The sequence below is a fragment of the Jatrophihabitans sp. GAS493 genome, from assembly GCF_900230215.1.
Classification (GTDB): Bacteria; Actinomycetota; Actinomycetes; order Mycobacteriales; family Jatrophihabitantaceae; genus MT45.
Map to the genome: position 1 here is coordinate 4,192,894 of NZ_LT907982.1, position 21,893 is coordinate 4,214,786.

Sequence of the window (21,893 nt, forward strand, 5' to 3'; positions counted from 1 at the left end):
CGAATGAACGGTCGTAAAACCAAAGTTCTCGACGCTTACCCGGGCACTGACCCTCGGAGGATTCGGTCAGGCGCTGCGTGAGGTCGAGATTTCGAAAGACTAGATGACGAGAACGCTTACAACCGGGATCCGCCGATAAATGGGATGTATCTAACCCCCTTACTTACGCGTTCTAGTTAGGCCTCCCGGCGACTGTTGCCGGCGCACTTTCAGCCGCCTGAGTCGGCCAGTTCCGCATCGCGCGGGACGCTGCGATCCGAGCGCGAGCTGAGCCACCCCTGCGGCAGCGAGACGGCCCGGCCGCCGGTGGTGCGCCCCCGGGGCTGCCCGAGCACCGCGGTCGGGAAGGGCTGCTGTAGGTCGAGCAGATCCAGCAGCGAGCGCAGCTCGACCAGGGTGTGCACGCTGGCCAGGGCGGTTCGCAACTCGCCACCGACCGAGAATCCCTTGAGATACCAGGCCACATGCTTGCGGAAATCAGCCAGCCCGCGATCCTCGCCGATGAAATCGGCCAGCAGCTCGGCGTGGCGAAACATCGTAGCCGCGACCTGCTCCAAGCCCGGTCGGCTGCGCTGCGGGCTGCCCGCGAAGGCCGCCGCCAGATCGGCGAAGAGCCACGGACGTCCCAGACAACCGCGCCCGACCACGACCCCGGCGCAGCCGGTCTCACGCACCATTCGCAGCGCGTCGTCGGCCTCCCAGATGTCGCCGTTGCCCAGCACCGGAATGTCCAGCAGCTGCACCAGTTCGGCGATTCGATCCCAGTCGGCCTGGCCGCCGTAGAACTGCGCCGCGGTGCGCCCGTGCAGCGCCACATGCGCGGCGCCGGCGTCCTGGGCCCGGAGGCCGGCCTCGCGGAAGGTGATGTGCTCGTCGTCGATCCCGACCCGCATCTTCACCGTCACCGGGACCGCTCCGTCGGCCGCCTTCACCGTTGCTTCGACGATGTCGCTGAAGAGGTCGGTGTGCCAGGGCAGGGCCGCTCCCCCGCCCTTGCGGGTGACCTTGGGGACCGGGCAGCCGAAGTTGAGGTCGATGTGGTCGGCCCAGTCGTTCTCCACGATGCGCCGCGCGGCCTGCCCGACGATCACCGGGTCGACCCCGTAGAGCTGGATACTGCGGGGCTGCTCCTCGGCGCCGAAGCGGATGAGACGCATGGTCTTCTCGTTCCCCTCGACCAGCGCCCGAGAGGTGATCATCTCGCTGACGAAGAGGGCACCGCTGCGCTCGCCGAGCTGGGTGGCGGTCGCCTCGCGGGCCAGCCGGCGGAATGCGATGTTGGTGATCCCGGCCATCGGCGCGAGCACCACCGGCGGGTCGACGACCACCTTCGACGACAGCGTCAGCGGCTTCGGCAGCGTCTGGAGTGTCATCAGCAGCCGATCAGGCGCGCCGCCAGGTAGGACTCGACCTGATCGATGGCGATCCGCTCCTGGGCCATCGAGTCACGCTCGCGGATCGTCACCGCGTTGTCCTCCAGCGTCTCGAAGTCGACGGTGACGCAGAACGGCGTGCCGATCTCGTCCTGGCGCCGGTACCGCTTGCCGATCGCCTGGGCGTCGTCGAACTCGATGTTCCAGTGCTGGCGCAGCGTGGCGGCGAGTTCGCGGGCCTTCGGCGAGAGGTCGGCGTTGCGCGACAGCGGCAGCACGGCCACCTTCACCGGGGCCAGTCGCCGGTCGAGCTTGAGCACGGTCCGCTTCTCCATGACGCCCTTGGCGTTCGGCGCCTCGTCCTCGGTGTAGGCGTCGAGCAGGAAGGCGAGCACAGCGCGGGTCAGGCCGGCCGCCGGCTCGATGACATACGGCGTCCAGCGCTCGTTGGTCTCGGTGTCGAGGTAGCTCAGGTCGGTGCCAGAGTGCTCGGAGTGCGTCTTGAGGTCGAAGTCGGTGCGGTTGGCTATGCCCTCTAGCTCGGCGAACTCCGAGCCGCCGAACTGGAAGCGGTACTCGATGTCGACGGTGCGCGTCGAGTAGTGGCTGAGCTTCTCCTTCGGGTGCTCGAAGTAGCGCAGGTTGTCGGGGTTGATGCCCAGGCCGAGGTACCAGTTCCAGCGCTCCTCGAGCCAGTACTCGTGCCACTTCTCATCGGTGCCGGGCTCGACGAAGAACTCCATCTCCATCTGCTCGAACTCGCGGGTGCGGAAGATGAAGTTGCCCGGGGTGATCTCGTTGCGGAAGCTCTTGCCGGTCTGGGCGATGCCGAACGGCGGCTTCTTGCGAGCCGTGCGCGAGATGTTCTTGAAGTTCAGGAAGATGCCCTGGGCGGTCTCCGGGCGCAGGTAGTGCACACCGGACTCGTCCTCGATCGGGCCGAGGAAGGTCTTGAGCATCCCGGAGAAGGGACGCGGCTCGGTCCAGGTGTTGCGGTTGCCGCAGTTCGGGCACGGGATGTCGGCCAGTCCGTTCTCCGGCAGCCGGCCCTTGCGCGCCTCGTACTCCTCCTCGAGATGGTCGGCCCGGTATCGCTTGTGACAGTGGGTGCACTCGGTGAGCGGATCGGTGAAGGTCTCCAGGTGGCCGGAGGCCTTCCAGACGTCGGTGGAGAGGATGACCGCGGAGTCCAGGCCGACGACGTCTTCGCGCGAGGTGACCATCGCCTTCCACCACTGCCGGCGGACGTTCTCCTTCAGCTCCACACCGAGCGGGCCGTAGTCCCAGGCTGAGCGAGTTCCGCCGTAGATCTCGCTGGACGGGAAGACAAAACCCCGCTTCTTGGCGAGGTTGACTACGTTGTCGTTGCGATCGGCGGGCACAGCTTCTCCATCAGTGGCGGTGATGCGTTGGTAGACGACTCAAGGATATCGGGCGCTGCCAACTCATCAGCTGCTCAGGCAGGGTCGGCGACCACGGCGTTGGCCGCAGCTCAGGCCCGGTCGCTGCGCCGCAGCGTCACCTGCTGGTCGGCGTCGATGAGCACCAGTTGCTCGAACGAGCTGGGCTGATCGATCGCCTGGGCAAGCAGCGGTGTGGCCAGCATCTTCACTTCGAAGCCGCCGAGCGCGCGCCGGTAGGAGCCGACGTCGGCCCATTCGGTGACGATGATCCACTGCCCGTCGTCGTCGGTGGAGCGTCCGAGGCTGCCGCCCAGGTAGCCGGGGCGGGCGGCCAGGGCGGCGAGTGCGGCCTGAGCCCGCTCGGCGAAGCTCAGGTCGTCACCGGCGTCGAAGTGGGTCACCGAGATCACGGGTTGATCCCGTCGGCCGCGTCGGTGTTGATCGCCTCGACCGGCCCGGCGGCGCCGAAGCGGCGGTCGCGGGAAGCGTAGTCCAGGCAGGCCTGCCAGAGGTGGCGACGGTCGAAGGCCGGCCACGGGGTGTCGACGAAGGCCAGCTCGGCGTAGGCCGACTGCCAGAGCAGGAAGTTGGAGGTGCGCTGCTCGCCGCTGGTGCGGATGAAGAGGTCCACGTCGCCGAGGTCGGGCTCGTACAGATGCTCGCTGATCGTCCGCTCGTCGATCTTGGCCGGGTTGAGCTTGCCTGCGGCGGCCTGCCGGCTGATCTCCCGGACGGCGTCGACGATCTCGGCCCGGCCACCGTAGTTCACGCAGAACTGCAGGGTGAGGCGGTCGTTGCCGCGGGTCACCTGCTCGGCGTCCTCAAGCTGGTCGATCACCGAGCGCCAGAGCCGCGGGCGGCGGCCGGCCCAGCGGATGTGCACGCCGAGCGCATTCAACTCATCCCGGCGGCGGCGGATTACGTCCTTGTTGAACCCCATCAGGAAGCGCACCTCCTCCGGCGAGCGGCGCCAGTTCTCGGTGGAGAAGGCGTAGGCCGAGACGGTGGAGATACCGACCTGCATCGCGCCGTGCAGTACGTCGAGCAGGGCCGCCTCGCCGGCCTTGTGCCCCTCGGTCCGGGGGAGTCCGCGCTGCTGAGCCCAGCGACCGTTGCCGTCCATCACGACGGCCACGTGCTTGGGGACGAACTGCTGGGGGATGTCGGGCGGGGTGGCGCCGGAGGGGTGTGGCGGCGGATCGGGCCAGCGGCTGGTCCGTGACGATCGTCGGTCGGTGCTGGAGGAGTTCGCGGCCACGTCAATCACCGTAGTTCACTAGGAATGGCGACCACATCCCGCGACCTGGTGAACGCTCCGGCCTTTTGGGCCCCAGCCTAGAAATAGCAGGCACGATAGGAGCGAATGTCCTGCGATCTGGGGGCTATAGCCCTCCATTCGCAGAACCTTCGGGAGTTCGGCCGAGTGGGCTACCGGTCGACGAGGGGCAGCGAGCGCAGCCCCCGCTCGAGGTGCCACTGCAGGTGAGCCGCGATCAGCCCGCTGGCCTCCCGGCGCGGTGAACTCTCGCTGAGGTCGGCGATCGCCCAGTTGCCGGACAGGAGCGCAACCATCAGCTCGATGGTGGCCGGCTGAGGGCGGGCCGAACCGGTCGGGCGGCAGTCGTTGCAGACCGCCCCGCCTGCCTGCACGTTGAACCAGCTGTGCGGCCCCGGCGCGGAGCAGACGGCGCACTCACGCAGCGCCGGCTCCCATCCCGCGTTCGCCATCGCCCGGATGAAGAAGGCGTCCAGGATCAGGCTGGGATCGTGCTCGCGCTCCACCAGCGCCCGCAGCGCGCCGACGACCAGCAGGTAGAGGCGTAGCGCCGGTTCACCCTCCTCGGTGAGCCGTTCGGTGGTCTCACAGATCGCCGACGCCGCCGTCCACCGTGGGTAGTCGTTGGCCAGCTGTGCCCCGAATGCTGCGATGGACTCGGTCTGGGTCACCAAGTCGAGGCCACGCGAGGAGTGACCGGAGACGGCCTGCTCGGGGTTGTGCCGGGTATGGAACTGCACGTCGACGTGGCTTCCGGGCTCCAGACGCGCCCCGAAGCGCGAACTGGTGCGGCGCACACCCTTGCCGACCGCCCGGACCCGACCGTGACGGCGAGTGAGCAGCGTGACGATGCGGTCGGCTTCGCCCAGCTTGTGGACGCGCAGCACGACCGCCTCATCTCGGTAGAGCGGCACGGCACGATCCTCCCATCAGGGTCGGACAAAACTCCGCAGGCGCCGCTCAGGTCGGCAGCGCGGCCGCATCAGCCGCGTCACCGGGCAGCGGCGCCCCGCGCAGCATCGAGTACACCGCGAAGGCGGCCACCGCCTCGACCAGCCCGCAGGCGATGGCGACGCTGAAGGCCGGGCGGGCACCGTGGGTGTCGGCGATACGCCCGACGACGCCGGCGAAGAGCCCATAGCCAAGGCTCAACCCCGTGGTCATCCAGGCCATTCCCTCGGTGAGCACCCGGTCCGGGACGATCCGTTCGACCAGCCCGAACGCGGTGATCAGCAGCGGCGCGGTGGCCAGCCCGACCACGAAGGAGATGAGCGCCAGCATCGGGATGGTGGTGGCGAAGAGCAGCAGCACCGGCATCGAGCCGAAGAGGATGCTCTGCCACCAGAAGCGCTGCAGCAGCGGCGGTCCCCAGTGGCGGGCGCCGTAGACGAAGCCGGATGAGGCGCTGCCCAGCGAGAGGCAGGCCAGCACCGCACCGCTGACGCCGGCCGAACCGCGCTCGCCGCAGAACGCGATGATGGTGATCTCGGCGCTGGCGAAGAAGCCACCGGTGCAGATCATGGCCGCGAAGACCAGCGGGACCCCACGGAAGCGCAGCGCGGAGCGGGTCCGCTCACTCCCCTGCGGGTGCGGCGGCGGGGCACTGCCGGTCAGCCGGGAGAGCCAGATGGCGCCACCCCCGACGACCAGGCAGCCGAGCACCGGCACCAGCGTCGGATCGAGCTGGGTGGCGATCACCGTCGCGATGACCGGCCCGAGCACGAAGATCAACTCGTCCAACGTCGCTTCGAGGGAGTAGGCGGTCGTCAACTCCGCCTGATTCTTCAGCACGTAGGACCAGCGAGCACGGACCAGCGAACCGACCGCCAAGTAGAAGAAGCCACCGATCGCGGTGGGTGGGATCAGCGTCCAGTCCGGTGCGTTGAGCTCAGCCAGCAGAGCCATGGTGCCGATCGCGGCAACGTGGATCGCGGTGAACGGCAGCAGCAACCGGGTCTGCCCGTAGCGGTCGACATAGCGGCCGAGCACCGGGTTGCCGGCACCGGAGGAGATGACGTAGATCCCCGAGAGGAGACCGGCGAAACTGTAGTGCCCGGTGCGCAGAGAGATCAGCAGCACCAGCCCGAGCGGGTAGAGCGCGATCGCGCTGCGCATGACGAAGGCCGCCGCGCAGAACGCAGCACTGCCAGGAGTACGGAAGACCGTACGGTAGTTGTCGAGCATCGCAGTTGCTTAGAAGCCCAGCCGATCGAGTTTCTTCGGGTCACGCTGCCATTCGGCCATCACGGCGATGTGCAGGTCCAGATGCACCTTGCTGCCGATGAGCTCCTCGATGCCCTTGCGAGAGGTGATCCCGATCTGCTTCAGCCGGGCCCCCTTGTGCCCGATCATGATGCCCTTCTGGCTGTCGCGCTCCAGATGAATGGTCGCGAAGATCTCGGTGATATTCGGGTTGCCGGCCCGTGGGCGCATCTCCTCGATGGTCACCGCGATGGAGTGTGGAAGCTCGTCGAAGACCCCGTCCAGCGCGGCCTCCCGGATCAGCTCCGCCATCCGGGATTCATCCTCGGAGTCGGTGAGCACATCGTCCGGGTAGAGAGCCGGCCCCTCGGGCAGCCGGGCGGCGAAGAGGCTGGCAAGCAGTTCCACCTGCTCGCCCGCGACAGCCGAGACGGGCACTATCTCGGCGAAGTCACCGAGCTGGCTCACGGCGAGCAGCTGCGCGCCGATCTCGTCCTTCTTGGCAACGTCGGTCTTGGTGATGACGGCGATGACGGTCTTGTTCAGCTTCGCCAACTCGGCCGCGATGTAACGGTCACCGGGGCCGATCTTCTCGTTGGCCGGCAGGCAGAAACCAATCACGTCGACGTCGGCCAGGGTGTCGTGCACAACATCGTTGAGCCGCTGTCCGAGCAGCGTCCGCGGCCGGTGCAACCCGGGGGTGTCCACCACGATGAGCTGCGCGTCCGGGAGGTTGACGATCCCCCGCACGGCGTGGCGGGTGGTCTGCGGCTTGTCGCTGGTGATGACGATCTTGCTGCCGACCAGGGCATTCGTCAGGGTGGACTTCCCCGCATTTGGGCGTCCTACGAAGCAGCAGAAACCGGAACGAAAACTTGACACGTGCCCCAGTCTCCCACGCCCGCGGCCCCGGACGGGACCGCTGGAAGAGAATGGTGGGATGAGCGCCGCCACCCCGACCGCCGTCAGCAAGCACAGCTATGGCGATGAGCCGTCCCAGTTCGGCGAGCTGTACCTCCCCGCCGGGGAGCGACGCCCGGGAACCGTGGTCGTCATCCACGGCGGTTTCTGGCGCAGCCGCTACAACCTGGGGCTCGGACGCCCGCTCGCCCTCGACCTGGCGGCGCGGGGCTGGGCCGCCTGGAATCTGGAGTACCGGCGGGTCGGCGGTGGCACTGGTGGGGGCGGCGGCTGGCCGCAGACCTTCGACGACGTCGCCGCCGGCATCGACCGGTTGGCTGACCTGGCCGGGGAGTTCCAGCTCGATCTGAGCCGGGTCGCCGCGGTCGGGCACTCGGCCGGCGGCCACCTGGCGGTCTGGGCCGCGGGGCGGGCGACGCTGCCCGCCGGTGTCCCCGGCGCGCAGCCCCGAGTTCAGGTCACCGCGGCCGTCGCCCAGGCCGGGGTGCTCTGCCTGGCCGAGGCGGCGGGCAGCGTGGTCGGAGACGGCGCGGTGCTCGACCTGCTCGGCGGGACGCCGGAGGAGGTACCGCAGCGCTACGCGGTGGCCGACCCGGTTCAGCTGTTGCCGACCGGCGCGCGGGTGCTCTGCGTGCACGGGCACGGTGATGACGACGTGCCGTTTCAGCAGAGCGAGCATTACGTCCGGGCGGCCCGGCAGGCTGGCGACGAGGCGACGCTGGCCGACCTGGCGGGCGGACACATGGAGCTCATCGACGTCTCCGATCCGGCGTGGCAGACGGTCCTCGATGCCCTCCCCGAACTCCTCAGCTGAGCGGTACAGACGCGCTCGACTAGGCGGGAGCCACTGCTCCGGACGGGTCGGCGGTGAAGATCACGATGTTCGGGGCCAGCTCACGGGCCGCGGCCATCCCCGGTTCGTCGGTGGTCCACTCACCGAGGATGACCGCCGCCTCCAGCTTGTTCACGCCCGACGAGGCGGCCATGGCCACCGCCAGCTGCAGGGCCGACAGTGAGAGCGACGGCAGCCAGACGGTGGAGGCCACATAAGTGCGGCCGTCCGAATCCCGGACGGCCGCTCCCTGGTCGGCCCGGCTGCGGGCCCGGGCCGATCTGGCCAGCGTCACCAGTTTCGCGTCCTCGGCTGACAGCTCAGTCACTTTCGCTCACCTTTTCCTGAAGAATTCGAGACCTTGTCGTCGTCGCGCCGGCGTTCCTCCCGGCTGCCACGATCCTCCCGGCCCGAGCGCGGCGTTGTCGAATCGGGGTCGTCGGCGCCCGCCGCCGGCGTCTCGACGCGACGCACCAGCACTGTATCGATGCGATTGCGGCGGCCGCCGACGCTCTCCGCGGTGAGCTCCAGACCCCGGATCGTCGCCGTCGAACCCGGGATCGGCACCGTGCCGAGGCTCTCGGCCAGCAGTCCCCCGACCGTTTCGACGTCATCGCGATCGGGGAGGTCGACGTTGAAGAGCGAGGCCAGATCCTCCACCGCGAGACGGGCGGTGACCCGCGCGGTGTCGGCGTCGATCCGCTCGATCGGCGGTCGCTCGTTGTCGTACTCGTCGGCGATCTCCCCGACGATCTCCTCCAGGATGTCCTCGATAGTGACCAGCCCGGCGGTGCCGCCGTACTCGTCGATGACGATCGAGATGTGCGTGCGGTGCGCCTGCATCTCCCGGAGAAGCTCATCCACCGGCTTGGATTCCGGGACGTAGACGGGGACGCGCATCACCTCGTCGACGGTGGTGATGCGGGCCCGGTCGGCGTCCTGGGCCCGGCGAGCCAGGTCTTTGAGGTAGACGACGCCGATGATGTCGTCGATGTTCTCGTCGGTGACCGGGATGCGGGAGAAGCCGCTGCGCAGCGCGAGGGCCAGCGCCTGGGGCACGGTCTTGGTGCGTTCGATGTAGACGAGCTCGGTGCGCGGCACCATGACTTCGCGGGCGATGGTGTCGCCCAGTTCGAAGACGGACTGGATCATCTCGCGCTCGTCGTGCTCGACCACGCCGCGGCTCTCGGCCATGTCGACGAGTTCCCGCAGCTCGACCTCAGATGAGAAGGGACCCTCGCGGAACCCCTTGCCCGGGGTCACCGCATTGCCGAGGACGATGAGCAGCGAGGCGAGCGGGCCGAAGACCCGTCCGAGCAGGTGCACGGCGCCGGCCGAGACGAGCGCCACCCGGTAGGGGTGCTGCCGCCCGATGGTGCGCGGCCCGACCCCGACAAGCACGTAGGTGGCGACCACCATCACGGCGATGGTCAGCACGGTCACCGGCCAGTGCGGGCCGAACTGCGCGCGCGCGACGATCGTCACCAGCACCGTCGAGGTGAGCTCGCAGGTCATCCGCAGCAGCAGCAACAGGTTCGTGTAGCGGGCCCGGTCGGCCACAACCAGGGCCAGCGTCTTGGCCCCGCGGCGTCGCTCCCGGGCGAACTCGTCGACGCGGGCCACCGACACCCGGGCCAGTGCCGAATCGACGCAGGCCAGGCCACCGGCCAGCGGGACCAGCAGGATCGCCCCGATGAGGACGATCACGTCCGATTGGCTCATGTCGGATCGGACTGGGCCTCGGAATGAGCCTCCGAATGAGCCTCCGAATGAGCCCAGGCCCGGACCTCGCCCGCGGTGCCGGGCAGCGGAGCGTTGATCGGCCCGTGTCCGGAGCTGGCCGACCAGGCGGCGAGGAGTTCGGTCTGGCGGGCGAACATCTCCCGCTCCTCCTCCGGGTCGCCGTGGTCATACCCCAGCAGGTGCAGGATGCCGTGGGTGGTCAGCAGGTGCAGCTCGGCCGCGGTGCTGTGACCGGCGGCCTTGGCCTGCGTGGCCGCGACCTCCGGGCAGAGCACGACGTCGCCCAGCAGCGTCTCGACCTGCTGCTGCGGCGCCGAGGCGCGTGGCCCGGAGAGGTCGCTGTGATCCGGCGGCGAGTCGGAGCCGTCCATCGGGAAGGACATCACGTCCGTCGGGCCTGGTATGTCCATCCACTGCACGTGCAGGGCGGCCATCGATTCGGAGTCCATCAGGACGATGGAGAGCTCGGCCAGCGGGTCGATACCGAGGCGGTCCAGCACGAAACGGCTCAGCTCACGCAGGACGAGCTCGTCGACCTCGATACCCGATTCGTTGTTGACCTCGATGCTCATCGGGCACACGGCTCTTCGCTGGCGCTCATCGCTGGATTCGCTCCGGTCCTCACTCGTACCTCGCTGCGATCCTCACTCATCGGGCACACGGCTCTTCGCTGGCGCTCATCGCTGGATTCGCTCCGGTCCTCACTCGTACCTCGCTGCGATCCTCACTCATCGGGCACACGGCTCTTCGCTGGCGCTCATCGCTGGGCAGCGCGGTGGGCGCTGGCCGGCGCGGCGATCGCGTTGCTGGAGTCGTAACGCTCATAAGCGTCGACGATCTCACCGACCAGCCGGTGACGAACCACATCCGCACTGGAGAGCTTCGCGAAGTGCACGTCATTGATGTCGGTGAGGATCTCCCGCACCACCTTCAAGCCACTCGCCCCGCCCGGCAGGTCAACCTGGGTGACGTCGCCGGTGACCACCATCTTGGAGCCGAACCCGAGCCGGGTCAGGAACATCTTCATCTGCTCCGGCGTGGTGTTCTGGGCCTCGTCGAGAATGATGAACGCATCGTTGAGCGTCCGCCCGCGCATGTAGGCCAGCGGCGCCACCTCGATCGTGCCGGCCGCAGTGAGGCGCGGGATCGACTCGGGGTCGAGCATGTCGTGCAGCGCGTCCAGCAGCGGCCGCAGGTACGGGTCGATCTTGTCGTAGAGGGTGCCGGGCAGAAATCCGAGACGCTCGCCGGCTTCGACGGCCGGGCGGGTCAGGATGATCCGGCTCACCTGCTTAGCCTGCAGCGCCTGGACGGCCTTCGCCACGGCGAGGTACGTCTTCCCGGTGCCGGCCGGACCGATGCCGAAGACGACGGTGTTCTTGTCGATCGCATCGACGTAGTTCTTCTGGTTCACCGTCTTGGGACGGATGTTCTTGCCGCGCCGGGAGAGGATGTTGAGGCTCAGCACCTCGGCGGGGCGATCGCCGTTGTCCGCGGTGAGCATCGCCAGGGAGCGACTGACCGCGTCCGGCGTGAGGTGATTTCCACCGGTGACCAGGGCGACCAGCTCGTCGAAGAGCCGGGCCGCGATGGCGTTGTTCCCGGGCTCGCCGGTGATGGTGATCTCGTTGCCGCGAACATGGACATCGCTGTCGAGGCTTCGTTCGATCACCCGTAGGAGCTCGTCTCCGGAGCCGAGGAGCGCCACCATCGCAACGTCAGTCGGAACCACGTAGGTCGTGGAGACCGGGTCAGCAGTTACAGCTGAGCCGGCCGGTGAACTGACAGCGGAGCTGACAGAAGACCGAGGACTGGCAGGACTCGAGGTGCTGGACGTCGACGTCAAGTACGGTTCACTGCTTTCGTTGGCGGCTGATGCTCTGATTCTAGCCGGGAACACCGACATCGAGCAGGCGCTTTATCTGCCGCCGGTGCTGGCCGCTAGCCGGGTGGCCACCCCATGGGGCGGCCGGAGAGCAGATGTGCGTGCACGTGAAAGACGCTCTGCCCAACCTCGGCACCGGTGTTGAAGACGGTCCGGAACGCGGTGAGACCCAGCTCAGCTGCCGTGGCGCGCACCCCGGCCACGAACGCCCCGGCCAGCTGCGGGTCCTGTCCGAGCTCGACGATGTCGCGCACGTGCGTCCTCGGTACGACCAGCAGATGAGTCGGAGCCTGCGGGTTCAGGTCCTCGAAGGCGATCACCGAGTCGTCACGGAAGCGGATGGTGGCCGGAATTTCACCGGCGACGATCTTGCAGAAGAGGCAGTCATCGGTCACCGTTCGAGCCTAACCGGAGCCCACCGAGAACCCGGCCGCCGTGACCGCTGAAGTTGGACCTACCAGCGCTTCAGTCGTAGCGAGAGGGCGGCCAGCGCCGCCGCGCCGGCAGTGGAGGTTCGCAGCACTTCGCTGCCCAGACGGATCGCGCTGGCCCCGGCGTCGGCGAAGGCGGCGAGCTCGTCCGGGCTGATGCCCCCCTCCGGCCCGACCACCAGCAGCACGTCGCCCGCGGTCGACAACGGCGCCGCGGAGATCCCGACCGAGGCATCTTCGTGGAGTATCAGTGCAGTGGTCGCCGCGCGCAGCCGGCCGGCGACGGCTGCGGTGGAGGCGAGCGCGCTCACCGACGGGATGAAGGATCGGCGGCTCTGCTTGGCCGCCTCACGTGCCGTGCTGCGCCAGCGCTGCAGTGCCTTCTCCCCCCGCGCGCCGTGCCACTGCACGATCGAGCGGGACGCCGACCAGGGGACGATCTCATCCACGCCGAGCTCGGTCATCACCTCGACGGCGAGCTCGGCCCGCTCCCCCTTCGGCAACGCCTGGATCACCACCAGGCGCGGCGATGCGGCCGGGTGCACCCGCACGGCGAGCACGCTGAGTACGACCTCGTCCGAGCCGACCCGCTGCACCTCGCATTCGACGACGAGGCCACGCCCGTCTCCGACGAGGACCGCCTCGCCGGCCGTCATCCGTTTCACCCGTGCCGCGTGCCGCCCCTCGTCACCACTGAGGGTGAGCAGCGCGCCCACGGCGACTCCGGGCGGAAGCTCGGGGAGTAGGAAGAGCGGTGGCGTCATTAGATTTGGCTTACCCGGAAAGGGTGTTAGCGGCCGCCGAATGCCTCGCGCACCTTGCCGAAGATGCCGGTATGCGCGCTGGCCACCGAGACCTCCTCGGCCCGCAGTGCGGCCAGTTCACGAAGCAGTCGCTCTTGTGCCTCGTCCAGCTTGGTCGGCGTCCGGACCTCGACGTGCACGTGCAGATCGCCCCGGACGCTGCTGCGCAGACGGGGAACGCCCTTGCCGCGCAGCGTCACCACGGCGCCGTTCTGGGTGCCTGGTCGCAGGTCGAGCTTCTCCTCACCGTCGAGGGTCTCCAGCGCGATGTCGGTCCCGAGCGCCGCGGCGGTCATCGGAACGGCGACGGTGCAGTGCAGGTCCGAACCCTCCCGGGTGAAGACGTCATGCTGAGCCTCGGTCACCTCGACGTAGAGGTCGCCGGCCGGACCGCCGCCGGGGCCGACCTCACCCTGGCCGGAGAGCCGGATGCGCATTCCGTCCTCGATCCCGGCGGGGACGTCGATGGTGATGGTGCGACGGGCCCGGACCCGGCCCTCGGTGCCACAGGTCGGGCAGGGCGACGGGATCTGCTCACCGGTGCCCCCACAGGCCGAGCAGGCGCGCGTGGTCATCACCTGACCGAGGAAGGATCGCTGGACGGTCTGGATCTCACCCCGTCCGGCGCAGACGTCGCAGGTGCGGGGCGAGGTGCCGGCCGCGCAGCCGGTGCCCGTGCAGGTCTCGCAGACGACCGCCGTCTCGACGGCGATCTCGCGTCGAACACCGAAGGCCGCCTCGGCCAGCGTCACCTCGATACGCAGCAGCGCATCAGCCCCGCCGCGAACCCGGCTACGCGGGCCGCGACCGGAGCCGCCACCGGCCGCGTTGCCGAAGAACGCCTCGAAGACGTCGCCGAAACCACCGAAACCACCGAAGGGGTTTCCCTGGCCGCCGCCGCCACCGGAGGAGAGCGGGTCGCCGCCGAGGTCGACCATGCGCCGCTTCTCGTCGTCGGAGAGCACCTCGTAGGCCGCGGTGACCGCCTTGAACTTCTCCTGCGCCGCCGGATCGGGGTTCACATCGGGGTGCAGCTCACGAGCCAGCTTGCGGTAAGCGCGTTTGATCTCCTCTGCGGTGGCGTCCTTGGAGACGCCGAGGATCGCGTAGTAGTCGCGCGGTGCTTGTGCCACTTGGTCGTTCTGCCTTCTCGAGTGCTAGACGGTCACGGGCGCCCACCCAGACGGTGCTCGCCAGCTGGCACTCGCGTCAGCCAAGTGCCAGATCTAGTGTACGGACGTTCCGCTGGGGCGGGATCAGAGCTGGGGTCAACCGCACTTGGCGTCGTTGACCGTCGTCGTCATGGGGCGGACCAGGGGCTGTTCAAGCAGCGTCGGCGCGCCGCTGCCGGCGGGCTCGACGAGCTTGAGCACGATGGTCTTGGTGGCTCCGGCCGGGATCTCCAGGTCCATGAAGTAGGTCGGGTGCCCCAGCTCGGAAGCCGGGATCACCACCGATGGCTTCCCATCGACCGTCACACTGGCCAACCCGCCGCCCGAGGTTCCGTAGTAGACGGCCTGCAGACGCTGGTCACCCGGGGGCTTCCCGGCGGCGTTGGTGTCGTATCGGGTGGTCACGTATCGGGGCAGGCCCGACTTCGGGGCACCGTTGGTGAGCTTGATGGTGACCGTCACGTCCCGCGTCGAGCCGCAGCCGGTTCGGGTCCAGGTGAGGCTGCGGTCGAGGTAGTAGTCCAACTTGTCGGCGGCACCGTTGGTGACCACCAACCCGGCGTAGGGGTTGGGCGTCGTCGGGATGACTCCGGCGAACGAGGTGGTCTGAAGTACCTTCTCCGCGGCCGGGTCGGCGCTCCAGATCAGCAGTCGTCGCTCGTCGGCCGCCTTGAAGGCCGCCTTGACCAGATCGGCGGCCCGGCTCTGGCTCTGCAGGATGTGCCCGTCGACCGCCGAGGCGATGTCGAGCAGGTAGGCCTTGCGGTCGGCCTGGTCGTAGAAGCCGAACTTGGAGTAGAGCGTCGACTGGGTCAGGGCCACGATGTTGTCGCTGCCGACCTTCATCCCGTCCGGCGCGGTGGCCGGACCGGTGACATCCAGGAAGTAGCTCAGCGCGGTGGGGTCGACGGCGATGGCACCGTCGATGTGCTGTCCGGTGGCCTTCTCCCAGGTGGCGGCCCAGATCTGCCCGACATACGGAAAGTTCGGGCTGATCGTGCTGTTGAGGAAGAACTTGGTGCTGTCGGAGTTGGCGTAGCGCTCGTCGTACTCGGCGCCGAGTTTCACTCCTGAGTCGACGTTCTTCAACTCGTCGTCGCTGCCGTAGTGGTCGAAGGAGGCGACGCCGTTGTTGAAGGTGGCGATGACGAAGGCGCCGGGAATCCCGCCGAGCCCGCGCGACTCCGCCTCGTTCATGATTCCGATGAAGTAGCGCTTCTCGCCCTTCTGGCCGAGCATCGACGGCATGATCGAGGTCGCCCGGTCGAGTCCGGCCAGGCCACCGTGCAGGCTGTCGAGCGAAGTGATGACACTGGCCCGGGCGTCGTCGACGGACGACAGCCACGTCTTGGGCGGCAGCGCGTTCACCCGATTGGACGCATCCTGCAGCAGCAGCACGCTGCGGTGTACCAGCGGCGCCGCGGCCGCCACCTTCGCCACGTTGATCCCGCTGGCGCCGGAGCGCAGCTGATTCGGGTCGAGTTCGTTCGAGGCCTCGATCAGGTCCGGGAGCACGCTGCGCCCGAGCTGGTCGGCGACCTCGGTGAGCGCCTGCACGGATTTGAACGGCGAACCGACGTAGGGGATGGCGCCGGTGATCGACCAGACCGGGCCGGCGGTGAGTTGCGCGGCGCGATGGGCGTGCGCGGCGAGATCGTTGGCCGTCGCCTTCGCCGAATCCACATCACCAGCGCTGACCGACGACCGCAGCGTGGTCATGTCGGCCTTGATCGCGGTGACCTCTTTGCGGGCCAGCAGCGCACTGACCGCAAGCCAGGCGAGCGAGACGAGGAGCAGCGTGCCGAAGCCGAGGATCACCAGCCGGCGACCCCAGCGGCGCATCTTGCGTCGCCGGGCTTCGTCGGCCGCCCCGTCTAGTGCGTCCTCGGCCGTCTGGTCTGCCGTGTCGTCCTGCGCCCCGACGGCCGGTGACTCCGAAGCATCTTCAGAATCCGCGCCGCCGGGTTCGATGCCCGTCAAGAGATGTGTCGCCTAATGGTGTTGATGGTCGGTGGTGTGGAGGTCGGTGGTGTTGATGGTCAGGATGCAGCGAACTTCGGTTGGCTCAGCTGTGCTGCGAGCGACGTCGTCCGCTGTACATGAAGACCAGCCCGGCAATCAGAAGCACGACCGCGACACCGAGGATCGAGAGCACGGCGACACCGGTGGAGGCCAGGCCAGAGCTGCCCGAACCACTCGAGTCGTTGAGCGAGAGCGCGTCGACGCCGCTGCCGCCGGTCTGGTTGGCGTTGGTGCTGTCGACGCCGCTGCCGCCGGTGGTCGGCGCTGCGGTGCTGGCACCCGGATCAGTCGAGGCCGGCGCGCTCGGCGCGATGCTGTGCAGCCCCACGCAGACGGCGTCCGCAGCCACGAATGGCGCGACGTCGTTGGACGCGGGCGACGCGGCTGAGGTGGTAGAACATGGTGGTGGCACAGCTTCGGTGCTGTTGCTGTGCGGTGCCGCCGAAGCGTGCATTGAACCGAGCGCTAGAAACACGACGAACATCGCCGCTACGCTGCCGAGTACGATCGAGAACCGACGTACAAACTCCCCCGAGATTGTCATCCCCTTAGCGTACTAACACATCCGCTTCACGGAAAGTTGAAGCGCGATTAGCCACAGGATGTATCAGGAACGGCGAAAATTTGTCCCAAAGGTCGGGCTTGACGTTACCTTTACATGCCAAACGGTATCTTCCCGAACTTGCCGACCGGGAGACCCCTTATTCCACCTGAGATTTTCGGGCGAGGTCGGGGTCAGCAGGTGCGCTGCAGCAGCAGCGCCTTGAGCATGGCCATGCTCTGGTAGGGCACTCGGGCGATCACACTAAGTGAGCTTGACGGTGATTCGACCATCCGAAGATCTCCCTCCCAACAGCGGGAGAAACGCAGTCGCGCTCGCAGGAGCTGGTCGGCGCTGGTCACCACAGCGATCGAGCTCGCCCCGCGCTCGCGGGCCAGTGCGGTGACATAGCGGGCTTCGCCGCGGGTCGTCGCCGGGTCAGCCCGGAAGCAGATCACCTCGAACTGGGGCAGATAGGTCTTCCACGGGCAGACCGACGGGTCCTCCAGCGAGAACATCAGGATCGTCCCCGGGCGCAGTCCGGCCACATCGATTCCGAGTTGCTTGCGCGAAGTGAAGTCCCCGCCGCCGAGCACCGCGACCACATCGACCGCCGCCGGCTTCGACGACGGTGGCTTCACGAAGACGACGAACTCCGCGACCAGCAGCGCGGCGAACACCACCCCGATCGCGACGAGCAGCCGCACACGCTGCGAGCGCAACAGCAGACTCAGCGCTCGGCGAGGATGTCGCCCATGTAGCGGGCCACCGCAGCCACTCGCGCCATCGTCTGGGCGTAGTCCATACGCCGCGGACCGAGCACGCCGACCGCACCCACCGTCGCCCCGCCCAGACCGTAGCTGCCCGTGACCACCGAGGTGGTCTGCAGCCCTTCGTAGGTGTGCTCGTTGCCGATACGCACGACGATCTGGTTGGAGAGCAGCGACTGGTCGAGCAATCGGAGCAGCACCACCTGCTCCTCCAACGCCTCGAGCACCGGGCGAATAGCCGGGAAATCAAGGCCATGCTCGGTCAGGTTGGCCGTCCCACCGAGCAGAATCCGCTCACTGCTCTGCTCGACCAGCGTCTCCAACAGCACCGAGACGAGCGTCGTCACCAGGCCCCGCAACTGCGGCGCGACGCTGGCCGGCAGCTCGCTGACGATCTCAGGTGTCTCGGTGAGCAGGCGGTCGCGTAGGCGCCCGTTGAGGGTGGCCCGCAGCTCGGCCACCGACTCGTCGGAGACCGCAGCCGGAAGCTCGACAACCCGCTGCTCGACTCGCCCGGTGTCGGTGATGAGCACCAGCATCAACCGGGAGGTGCTCAGCGAGACGATCTCGATGTGCCGGACCCGGCTGCGCGACAGCGAGGGGTAGCGCACCACCGCGACGTTGCGGGTGAGTTGAGCCAGTGCCTTCACCGCCCGGTGCAGCACGTCGTCCAGGTCGACGGCGTTGTCGAGGAAGGTGGAGATGGCGCGCTTCTCAGCCCCCGAGAGCGGCTTCACCGAGGCGAGTCGATCGACGAAGAGGCGATAGCCGGCATCGGTCGGCACCCGGCCGGCGCTGGTGTGCGGCTGGGCGATCAGCCCCTCGTCCTCCAGTGCGGCCATATCGTTGCGGATCGTCGCCGGCGAGACGCCGAGATTGTGCCGTTCGGAGAGGGTCTTACTGCCGACCGGTTCGCTGGTGGCGATGAAGTCCTCGATGATCGCGCGCAGAACCTCGAGCTTGCGCTCCTCCACGCTCACCTTCGCTTCGCCCCCATGCTGGATTGGTTCTGCCCGACGACCACAAGTATCCGCCCTATCATCCGCCACAGCTTAGGAGAACTCGCAAGCATCTGTGAGAATGCGGCCTGAGCGGGTCACGTAACGTTAGGCGAACGTAACTGCGAGAACCGCTGAGGGGGCGCTGTGATCTTCAAATCCGTTCGCGACGGGCGGCCCTACCCCGACCACGGCTTCTCCACCCGAGACTGGGCCAACGTGCCGCCGCGCGCGGTGCGGCTGGATCAGCTGATCGCAACCAAGAAAGTGCTCGAACTCGACAAGCTGCTGGCCGAGGATTCGACCTTCTACGGCGACCTCTTCCCGCACGCCGTGCAGTGGGACGGCGAGATCTATCTGGAGGTGGGCATCCATCGCGCGCTTCGCGCGGCGCTGCAGCAGCGAAACGTGCTGCACGTGCGGGTGCTCGACCTGGATCAGCTCAAGCCGGCCGACAACTCCGGCCACTGATAACTCGCCCCGCCGACTCTGGCGGCGACCACCGCTGCGTAGGTCTCCTCCCAGCGATGGGCATTCCCCTGGATGGTTCGACCGGCGGCCCACTCACGGGCTCGCTCCCCGACCTCAGCCCGCAACTGCGGGTCGTTGACGAGCATCCGCAGGTACTTGCTCCACTCGTGATCCTGATTCACCAGGAAGCCGGTACGTCCGTGCTCGATACGGGAGTACGGGCCGTAGTCGGCGGCAACGGTGGGGATACCGAGAGCGGAGAACTCGATCAGCTTCAGATCACTCTTGCTGCGGTTGAAGCGATGCCATGAGAGTGGGATGACGGCGATGTCGAAGTCGATGCTTCGGTGGTAATCGCCAGCGGCGGCGAAGTCAGTTCGGCGGGCGTCCGGGCGGTTCAGCAGCGCGCGATAGTCCCCACCCACCAGGTGCAGGTCGACGGTCGGAGTCTTGGCGAAGAAGGCGGCGAGCGGCCGGCGCGCGCTGGCCCAGTCGGCATCGTGGCACGCCGAACCGGCCCAGCCAATCGTCACCCGATCGCGCTGCGGGCGCTGCCAGTGCAGGAGTGACCCATCGACGGTGTTCTCGAGGACGAAGACGTTGGGGTTGTACCGCGACACCACCTCGGCCAGCGGCTCCGTGCTCACGGTGACGGCGGTGGCCACCTCAAGGTTGGCCGCGACCCGGGCCAAAGCCTGCGGGGTGTATGCCGAGTACGGGCCGACATTGGCCGGGTCGATGTCGAAGAGATTGTCGTCGAGGTCGTAGATCAGGGTCCGCCCCTCGGCGGCGAGGCGCTGCCACTCGACGGAGCTGGTCTCCTGCCACACACGGATGCCGACCACGACATCGACGTCGTCGGTCAGCGGGACACCCCAGCCACCATCGATCTGATGACCGCGTCGAGCCAGCTCGACGCTGGGAAGGACGCAGCGAACGTGGGCGCAGCCGCCACCCTCATCGATCAGATAATGGATCCTCACCTGCGGACGATCGGCACCAAAACCCTCGACTTGAGCGTCCGGCCAGTCAGGTTCTATGGAACCCGGTCACAGCGTCGATTCGCGCAAGCTCGTCAGGGCGTCAGCTCCCGCACGACGGCGTCGGCCATCAGCCGGCCGCGCTGGGTCAGCACGACCCGCCCGGCATCGAAGTACTTGGTCTCGACCAGCCCCCACGAGACGAGCTGCGGCACCTTCTGCTGCGCCTGTTCATCGAGATCCAGCATCGACAGTCCCTCACCGAGCCGGACGCCGAGCATGATCTTCTCGGTATGGCGAGCGGCGGCGTCGAGCGTCTCGCGCCCGATGGCCGGACTGCCACCGGTCTCCAGCATCGAGCTGTAGCGCACCGGATGCTTGACGTTCCACCAACGCACCCCGTCGATGTGGCTGTGCGCACCCGGGCCCACGCCCCACCAGTTGGCGTCGCGCCAGTAGAGGATGTTGTGCCGGCAGATCGCGTCGGCGTTCTTGGCCCAGTTGGATACCTCGTACCAGTGGTAGCCGGCGGCGGCCATCGCCTGATCGGCCTGTAGGTACCGGTCGGCCATGGCGTCGTCGTCCGGGGCTGGGACCACCCCCTGAGCGATCTGGCGGGCCAGTGCCGTCCCCTCCTCGACGATGAGGGAGTACGCGCTGATGTGGTCCGGGTCGGCCCCGATGGCCGCGTCCAGGCTGGCCTGCCAGTCGGCGTCGGTCTCATACGGCGCGCCATAGATGAGGTCGAGGTTCACGTGCTCGAAGCCGGCGGCCCGCGCTTCGGCGACCGCCTCCTCCGGGCGCCCCGAGCGGTGCTTGCGGTCCAGTACCTCGAGCACCTTGGGTACGGCCGACTGCATCCCCAATGAAACACGGGTGAATCCTGCTTCCCGTAGCTTCTCGAAGTATTTCGGCGTGACCGACTCCGGGTTCGCTTCGGTGGTGACCTCGGCGTCGGGAACCAGCCCGAAGAGCTCGTCGATCTCGCGCAGGATCAACCCGAGGTGTTCGGCCGGCAGCAGCGTCGGCGTGCCACCGCCGAAGAAGACCGTTGAGACGGCCGGCAGATTTCCGTCCAGCACCTGCCGCGCCAGTCGCAGTTCGGAGAGCACGGTGTCGGCGTAGCTGCCCCGGCTGACGCCGGGGCCGAGTTCGGCCGCGGTGTAGGTGTTGAAGTCGCAGTAGCCGCAGCGAGTCTGACAGAACGGGATATGGACGTAGACGCCGAACGGGGTGATCCGCAGGTTCTGCAGCGACTCGCGGGGCAATCGTCCGTCCCTGGGGGGTGTGTCGCCTTGGGGTTGCACAGCCATACCCCGAGTTTATGCAGGGTGAAGAGCTAGAGCGGTTCCACCGCGCCCGGCAGGGAGGTGCCGTCGATGACGTTCTCTCCCCCGCGCCGACGCCCACCGGGAACCCGCCCGGCCAGCCGCCCCAGCGGCTCGACCGATTGTCCGATCGCCTTGGCCGACTCGTGCAGCTCGCCGACGCTGCTCTGCAGCGCGTCCAGCATCGGGTCCAGGTGGGAGAGCACGGCACCCAGCGAGGCGACCTGCGCCTCGATGGCGCCCATCTGGCCGGCCAGCTCGGGCAGCGACTCCAGCGAGGTGACCAGGGACGAGAGCATCGGCAGCAGCTCGGCGAGCTGGTCGACCGGGCCGCCGGCGACGATCAGCTTCTCGATCCCGCCCCCTTGCGCGAAGAGCAGCTCCAAGGTTCCGCCGGGCTCGAAGAGCTTGTCCAATGGGCCGTCGTCGGCCAGCAGCCGGCTGATCGTGCCGTCGTTTCCCAGCGCGCGGCCGAGCGCGGTGTCGTCGGCGGTGAGCAGGGCCAGCTGCTCCAGACGGGCCAGAGGACCGGTCGGGCTGGCCAGCCGGGCGAGCTGCTCCAGGACGCCGCCGTCGGCCAGGATCACCTTCAGGCGTTCGCCGTATCCGCCCGGACGGCGCAGTGGGCCGTCGGGGACGATCAGGTCGCGAGTCGCGAAGAGCACATCGACCGAGGCCGAGGCGATCCGAAACGGCAAGGTGACCACCGAGAGAACGCCCATGAGCCGGACTGTAACGAATG

General features: G+C 68.0%; 23 protein-coding genes. 2 read left to right on the forward strand and 21 right to left on the reverse strand.

Going from position 1 to position 21,893, the window contains the following annotated elements; all coding sequences use genetic code 11:
- Window positions 1-209: 209 nt before the first annotated feature.
- The 7 genes from dusB to era all read right to left on the reverse strand — a co-directional run bounded on the left by dusB (window position 210) and on the right by era (window position 7,136).
- Window positions 210-1,379 (reverse strand): tRNA dihydrouridine synthase DusB, encoded by a 1,170-nt coding sequence (gene dusB / locus CPH63_RS19260; protein WP_172892332.1) that lies wholly within the window; start codon window positions 1,377-1,379, stop codon window positions 210-212.
- On the reverse strand, window positions 1,373-2,755 hold the full coding sequence (locus CPH63_RS19265) for a glycine--tRNA ligase (protein ID WP_096304388.1): 1,383 nt from the start codon (window positions 2,753-2,755) through the stop codon (window positions 1,373-1,375). The genes dusB and CPH63_RS19265 overlap by 7 nt, the downstream gene beginning before the upstream one ends.
- A gap of 110 nt (window positions 2,756-2,865) precedes the next feature.
- Window positions 2,866-3,186, reverse strand: a complete 321-nt coding sequence (locus CPH63_RS19270; protein WP_096304389.1) for an antibiotic biosynthesis monooxygenase — start codon at window positions 3,184-3,186, stop codon at window positions 2,866-2,868.
- Complete coding sequence (locus tag CPH63_RS19275) at window positions 3,183-4,034, reverse strand: isoprenyl transferase (RefSeq protein WP_096305292.1); 852 nt, start codon at window positions 4,032-4,034, stop codon at window positions 3,183-3,185. The genes CPH63_RS19270 and CPH63_RS19275 overlap by 4 nt, the downstream gene beginning before the upstream one ends.
- A 170-nt stretch (window positions 4,035-4,204) precedes the next feature.
- The gene (gene recO, locus CPH63_RS19280; protein WP_096304390.1) at window positions 4,205-4,966 is read right to left on the reverse strand and encodes a DNA repair protein RecO; all 762 of its coding nucleotides are present in this window, start codon (window positions 4,964-4,966) and stop codon (window positions 4,205-4,207) included.
- Window positions 4,967-5,012: 46 nt separating this feature from the next.
- Window positions 5,013-6,236: an MFS transporter gene (locus CPH63_RS19285; protein WP_096304391.1), complete on the reverse strand. Its 1,224-nt coding sequence runs from the start codon at window positions 6,234-6,236 to the stop codon at window positions 5,013-5,015.
- A gap of 9 nt (window positions 6,237-6,245) precedes the next feature.
- Window positions 6,246-7,136, reverse strand: a complete 891-nt coding sequence (era, locus tag CPH63_RS19290; protein ID WP_096304392.1) for a GTPase Era — start codon at window positions 7,134-7,136, stop codon at window positions 6,246-6,248.
- Between the two features lie 58 nt (window positions 7,137-7,194).
- Here era and CPH63_RS19295 point away from each other — a divergent pair, with 58 nt between their 5' ends.
- Window positions 7,195-7,989, forward strand: coding sequence for a S9 family peptidase (locus CPH63_RS19295; protein WP_096304393.1), 795 nt, complete (start codon window positions 7,195-7,197; stop codon window positions 7,987-7,989).
- Between the two features lie 19 nt (window positions 7,990-8,008).
- On the opposite strand, the gene CPH63_RS19300 is transcribed toward CPH63_RS19295, so the two are convergent.
- The 11 genes from CPH63_RS19300 to hrcA all read right to left on the reverse strand — a co-directional run bounded on the left by CPH63_RS19300 (window position 8,009) and on the right by hrcA (window position 18,348).
- Window positions 8,009-8,335: a cytidine deaminase gene (locus CPH63_RS19300; protein ID WP_096304394.1), complete on the reverse strand. Its 327-nt coding sequence runs from the start codon at window positions 8,333-8,335 to the stop codon at window positions 8,009-8,011.
- Window positions 8,332-9,729: a hemolysin family protein gene (locus tag CPH63_RS19305; protein ID WP_096304395.1), complete on the reverse strand. Its 1,398-nt coding sequence runs from the start codon at window positions 9,727-9,729 to the stop codon at window positions 8,332-8,334. Before CPH63_RS19305 ends, CPH63_RS19300 begins: the two co-directional genes overlap by 4 nt.
- Window positions 9,726-10,322 (reverse strand): rRNA maturation RNase YbeY, encoded by a 597-nt coding sequence (gene ybeY, locus CPH63_RS19310; RefSeq protein WP_096304396.1) that lies wholly within the window; start codon window positions 10,320-10,322, stop codon window positions 9,726-9,728. Before ybeY ends, CPH63_RS19305 begins: the two co-directional genes overlap by 4 nt.
- Before the next feature lie 185 nt (window positions 10,323-10,507).
- The gene (locus CPH63_RS19315; protein ID WP_371363546.1) at window positions 10,508-11,596 is read right to left on the reverse strand and encodes a PhoH family protein; all 1,089 of its coding nucleotides are present in this window, start codon (window positions 11,594-11,596) and stop codon (window positions 10,508-10,510) included.
- A gap of 95 nt (window positions 11,597-11,691) precedes the next feature.
- Window positions 11,692-12,030 carry a histidine triad nucleotide-binding protein gene (locus CPH63_RS19320; RefSeq protein ID WP_096304397.1) on the reverse strand — a complete coding sequence of 113 codons (339 nt, stop codon included), beginning with the start codon at window positions 12,028-12,030 and terminating at the stop codon, window positions 11,692-11,694.
- A 59-nt stretch (window positions 12,031-12,089) separates the two neighbouring features.
- Window positions 12,090-12,830 carry a 16S rRNA (uracil(1498)-N(3))-methyltransferase gene (locus CPH63_RS19325; protein WP_096304398.1) on the reverse strand — a complete coding sequence of 247 codons (741 nt, stop codon included), beginning with the start codon at window positions 12,828-12,830 and terminating at the stop codon, window positions 12,090-12,092.
- A gap of 26 nt (window positions 12,831-12,856) precedes the next feature.
- On the reverse strand, window positions 12,857-14,002 hold the full coding sequence (gene dnaJ / locus CPH63_RS19330) for a molecular chaperone DnaJ (protein WP_096304399.1): 1,146 nt from the start codon (window positions 14,000-14,002) through the stop codon (window positions 12,857-12,859).
- A 135-nt stretch (window positions 14,003-14,137) separates the two neighbouring features.
- On the reverse strand, window positions 14,138-16,021 hold the full coding sequence (locus CPH63_RS19335) for a DUF4012 domain-containing protein (RefSeq protein ID WP_096304400.1): 1,884 nt from the start codon (window positions 16,019-16,021) through the stop codon (window positions 14,138-14,140).
- An 85-nt stretch (window positions 16,022-16,106) separates the two neighbouring features.
- The gene (locus CPH63_RS22460; protein WP_157749661.1) at window positions 16,107-16,412 is read right to left on the reverse strand and encodes a hypothetical protein; all 306 of its coding nucleotides are present in this window, start codon (window positions 16,410-16,412) and stop codon (window positions 16,107-16,109) included.
- Between the two features lie 386 nt (window positions 16,413-16,798).
- On the reverse strand, window positions 16,799-17,326 hold the full coding sequence (locus CPH63_RS19345; protein ID WP_096304402.1) for a YdcF family protein: 528 nt from the start codon (window positions 17,324-17,326) through the stop codon (window positions 16,799-16,801).
- An 8-nt stretch (window positions 17,327-17,334) separates the two neighbouring features.
- Window positions 17,335-18,348 carry a heat-inducible transcriptional repressor HrcA gene (gene hrcA, locus CPH63_RS19350; RefSeq protein ID WP_096304403.1) on the reverse strand — a complete coding sequence of 338 codons (1,014 nt, stop codon included), beginning with the start codon at window positions 18,346-18,348 and terminating at the stop codon, window positions 17,335-17,337.
- A gap of 171 nt (window positions 18,349-18,519) precedes the next feature.
- Between hrcA and CPH63_RS19355 the strand changes: the two genes are divergently transcribed.
- Window positions 18,520-18,843 (forward strand): type II toxin-antitoxin system VapB family antitoxin, encoded by a 324-nt coding sequence (locus tag CPH63_RS19355; protein WP_096304404.1) that lies wholly within the window; start codon window positions 18,520-18,522, stop codon window positions 18,841-18,843.
- Here the strand turns inward: CPH63_RS19355 and CPH63_RS19360 are convergent.
- The 3 genes from CPH63_RS19360 to CPH63_RS19370 all read right to left on the reverse strand — a co-directional run bounded on the left by CPH63_RS19360 (window position 18,810) and on the right by CPH63_RS19370 (window position 21,873).
- Window positions 18,810-19,826, reverse strand: coding sequence for a glycosyltransferase (locus CPH63_RS19360; protein WP_096304405.1), 1,017 nt, complete (start codon window positions 19,824-19,826; stop codon window positions 18,810-18,812). The genes CPH63_RS19355 and CPH63_RS19360 overlap by 34 nt on opposite strands.
- A gap of 92 nt (window positions 19,827-19,918) precedes the next feature.
- Window positions 19,919-21,136 carry a radical SAM family heme chaperone HemW gene (gene hemW, locus CPH63_RS19365; protein ID WP_096304406.1) on the reverse strand — a complete coding sequence of 406 codons (1,218 nt, stop codon included), beginning with the start codon at window positions 21,134-21,136 and terminating at the stop codon, window positions 19,919-19,921.
- A 26-nt stretch (window positions 21,137-21,162) separates the two neighbouring features.
- Complete coding sequence (locus CPH63_RS19370) at window positions 21,163-21,873, reverse strand: hypothetical protein (RefSeq protein ID WP_096304407.1); 711 nt, start codon at window positions 21,871-21,873, stop codon at window positions 21,163-21,165.
- Window positions 21,874-21,893 lie beyond the last annotated feature (20 nt).

Excerpts from the sequence above, each read along its gene's own strand:
- CPH63_RS19285 (WP_096304391.1), bottom strand. The coding sequence starts at position 6,236 with ATGCTCGACAACTACCGTACGGTCTTCCGTACTCCTGGCAGTGCTGCG.
- CPH63_RS19295 (WP_096304393.1), top strand. The coding sequence starts at position 7,195 with ATGAGCGCCGCCACCCCGACCGCCGTCAGCAAGCACAGCTATGGCGAT.
- CPH63_RS19305 (WP_096304395.1), bottom strand. The coding sequence starts at position 9,729 with ATGAGCCAATCGGACGTGATCGTCCTCATCGGGGCGATCCTGCTGGTC.
- ybeY (WP_096304396.1), bottom strand. The coding sequence starts at position 10,322 with ATGAGCATCGAGGTCAACAACGAATCGGGTATCGAGGTCGACGAGCTC.
- CPH63_RS19325 (WP_096304398.1), bottom strand. The coding sequence starts at position 12,830 with ATGACGCCACCGCTCTTCCTACTCCCCGAGCTTCCGCCCGGAGTCGCC.
- hemW (WP_096304406.1), bottom strand. The coding sequence starts at position 21,136 with ATGGCTGTGCAACCCCAAGGCGACACACCCCCCAGGGACGGACGATTG.
- CPH63_RS19370 (WP_096304407.1), bottom strand. The coding sequence starts at position 21,873 with ATGGGCGTTCTCTCGGTGGTCACCTTGCCGTTTCGGATCGCCTCGGCC.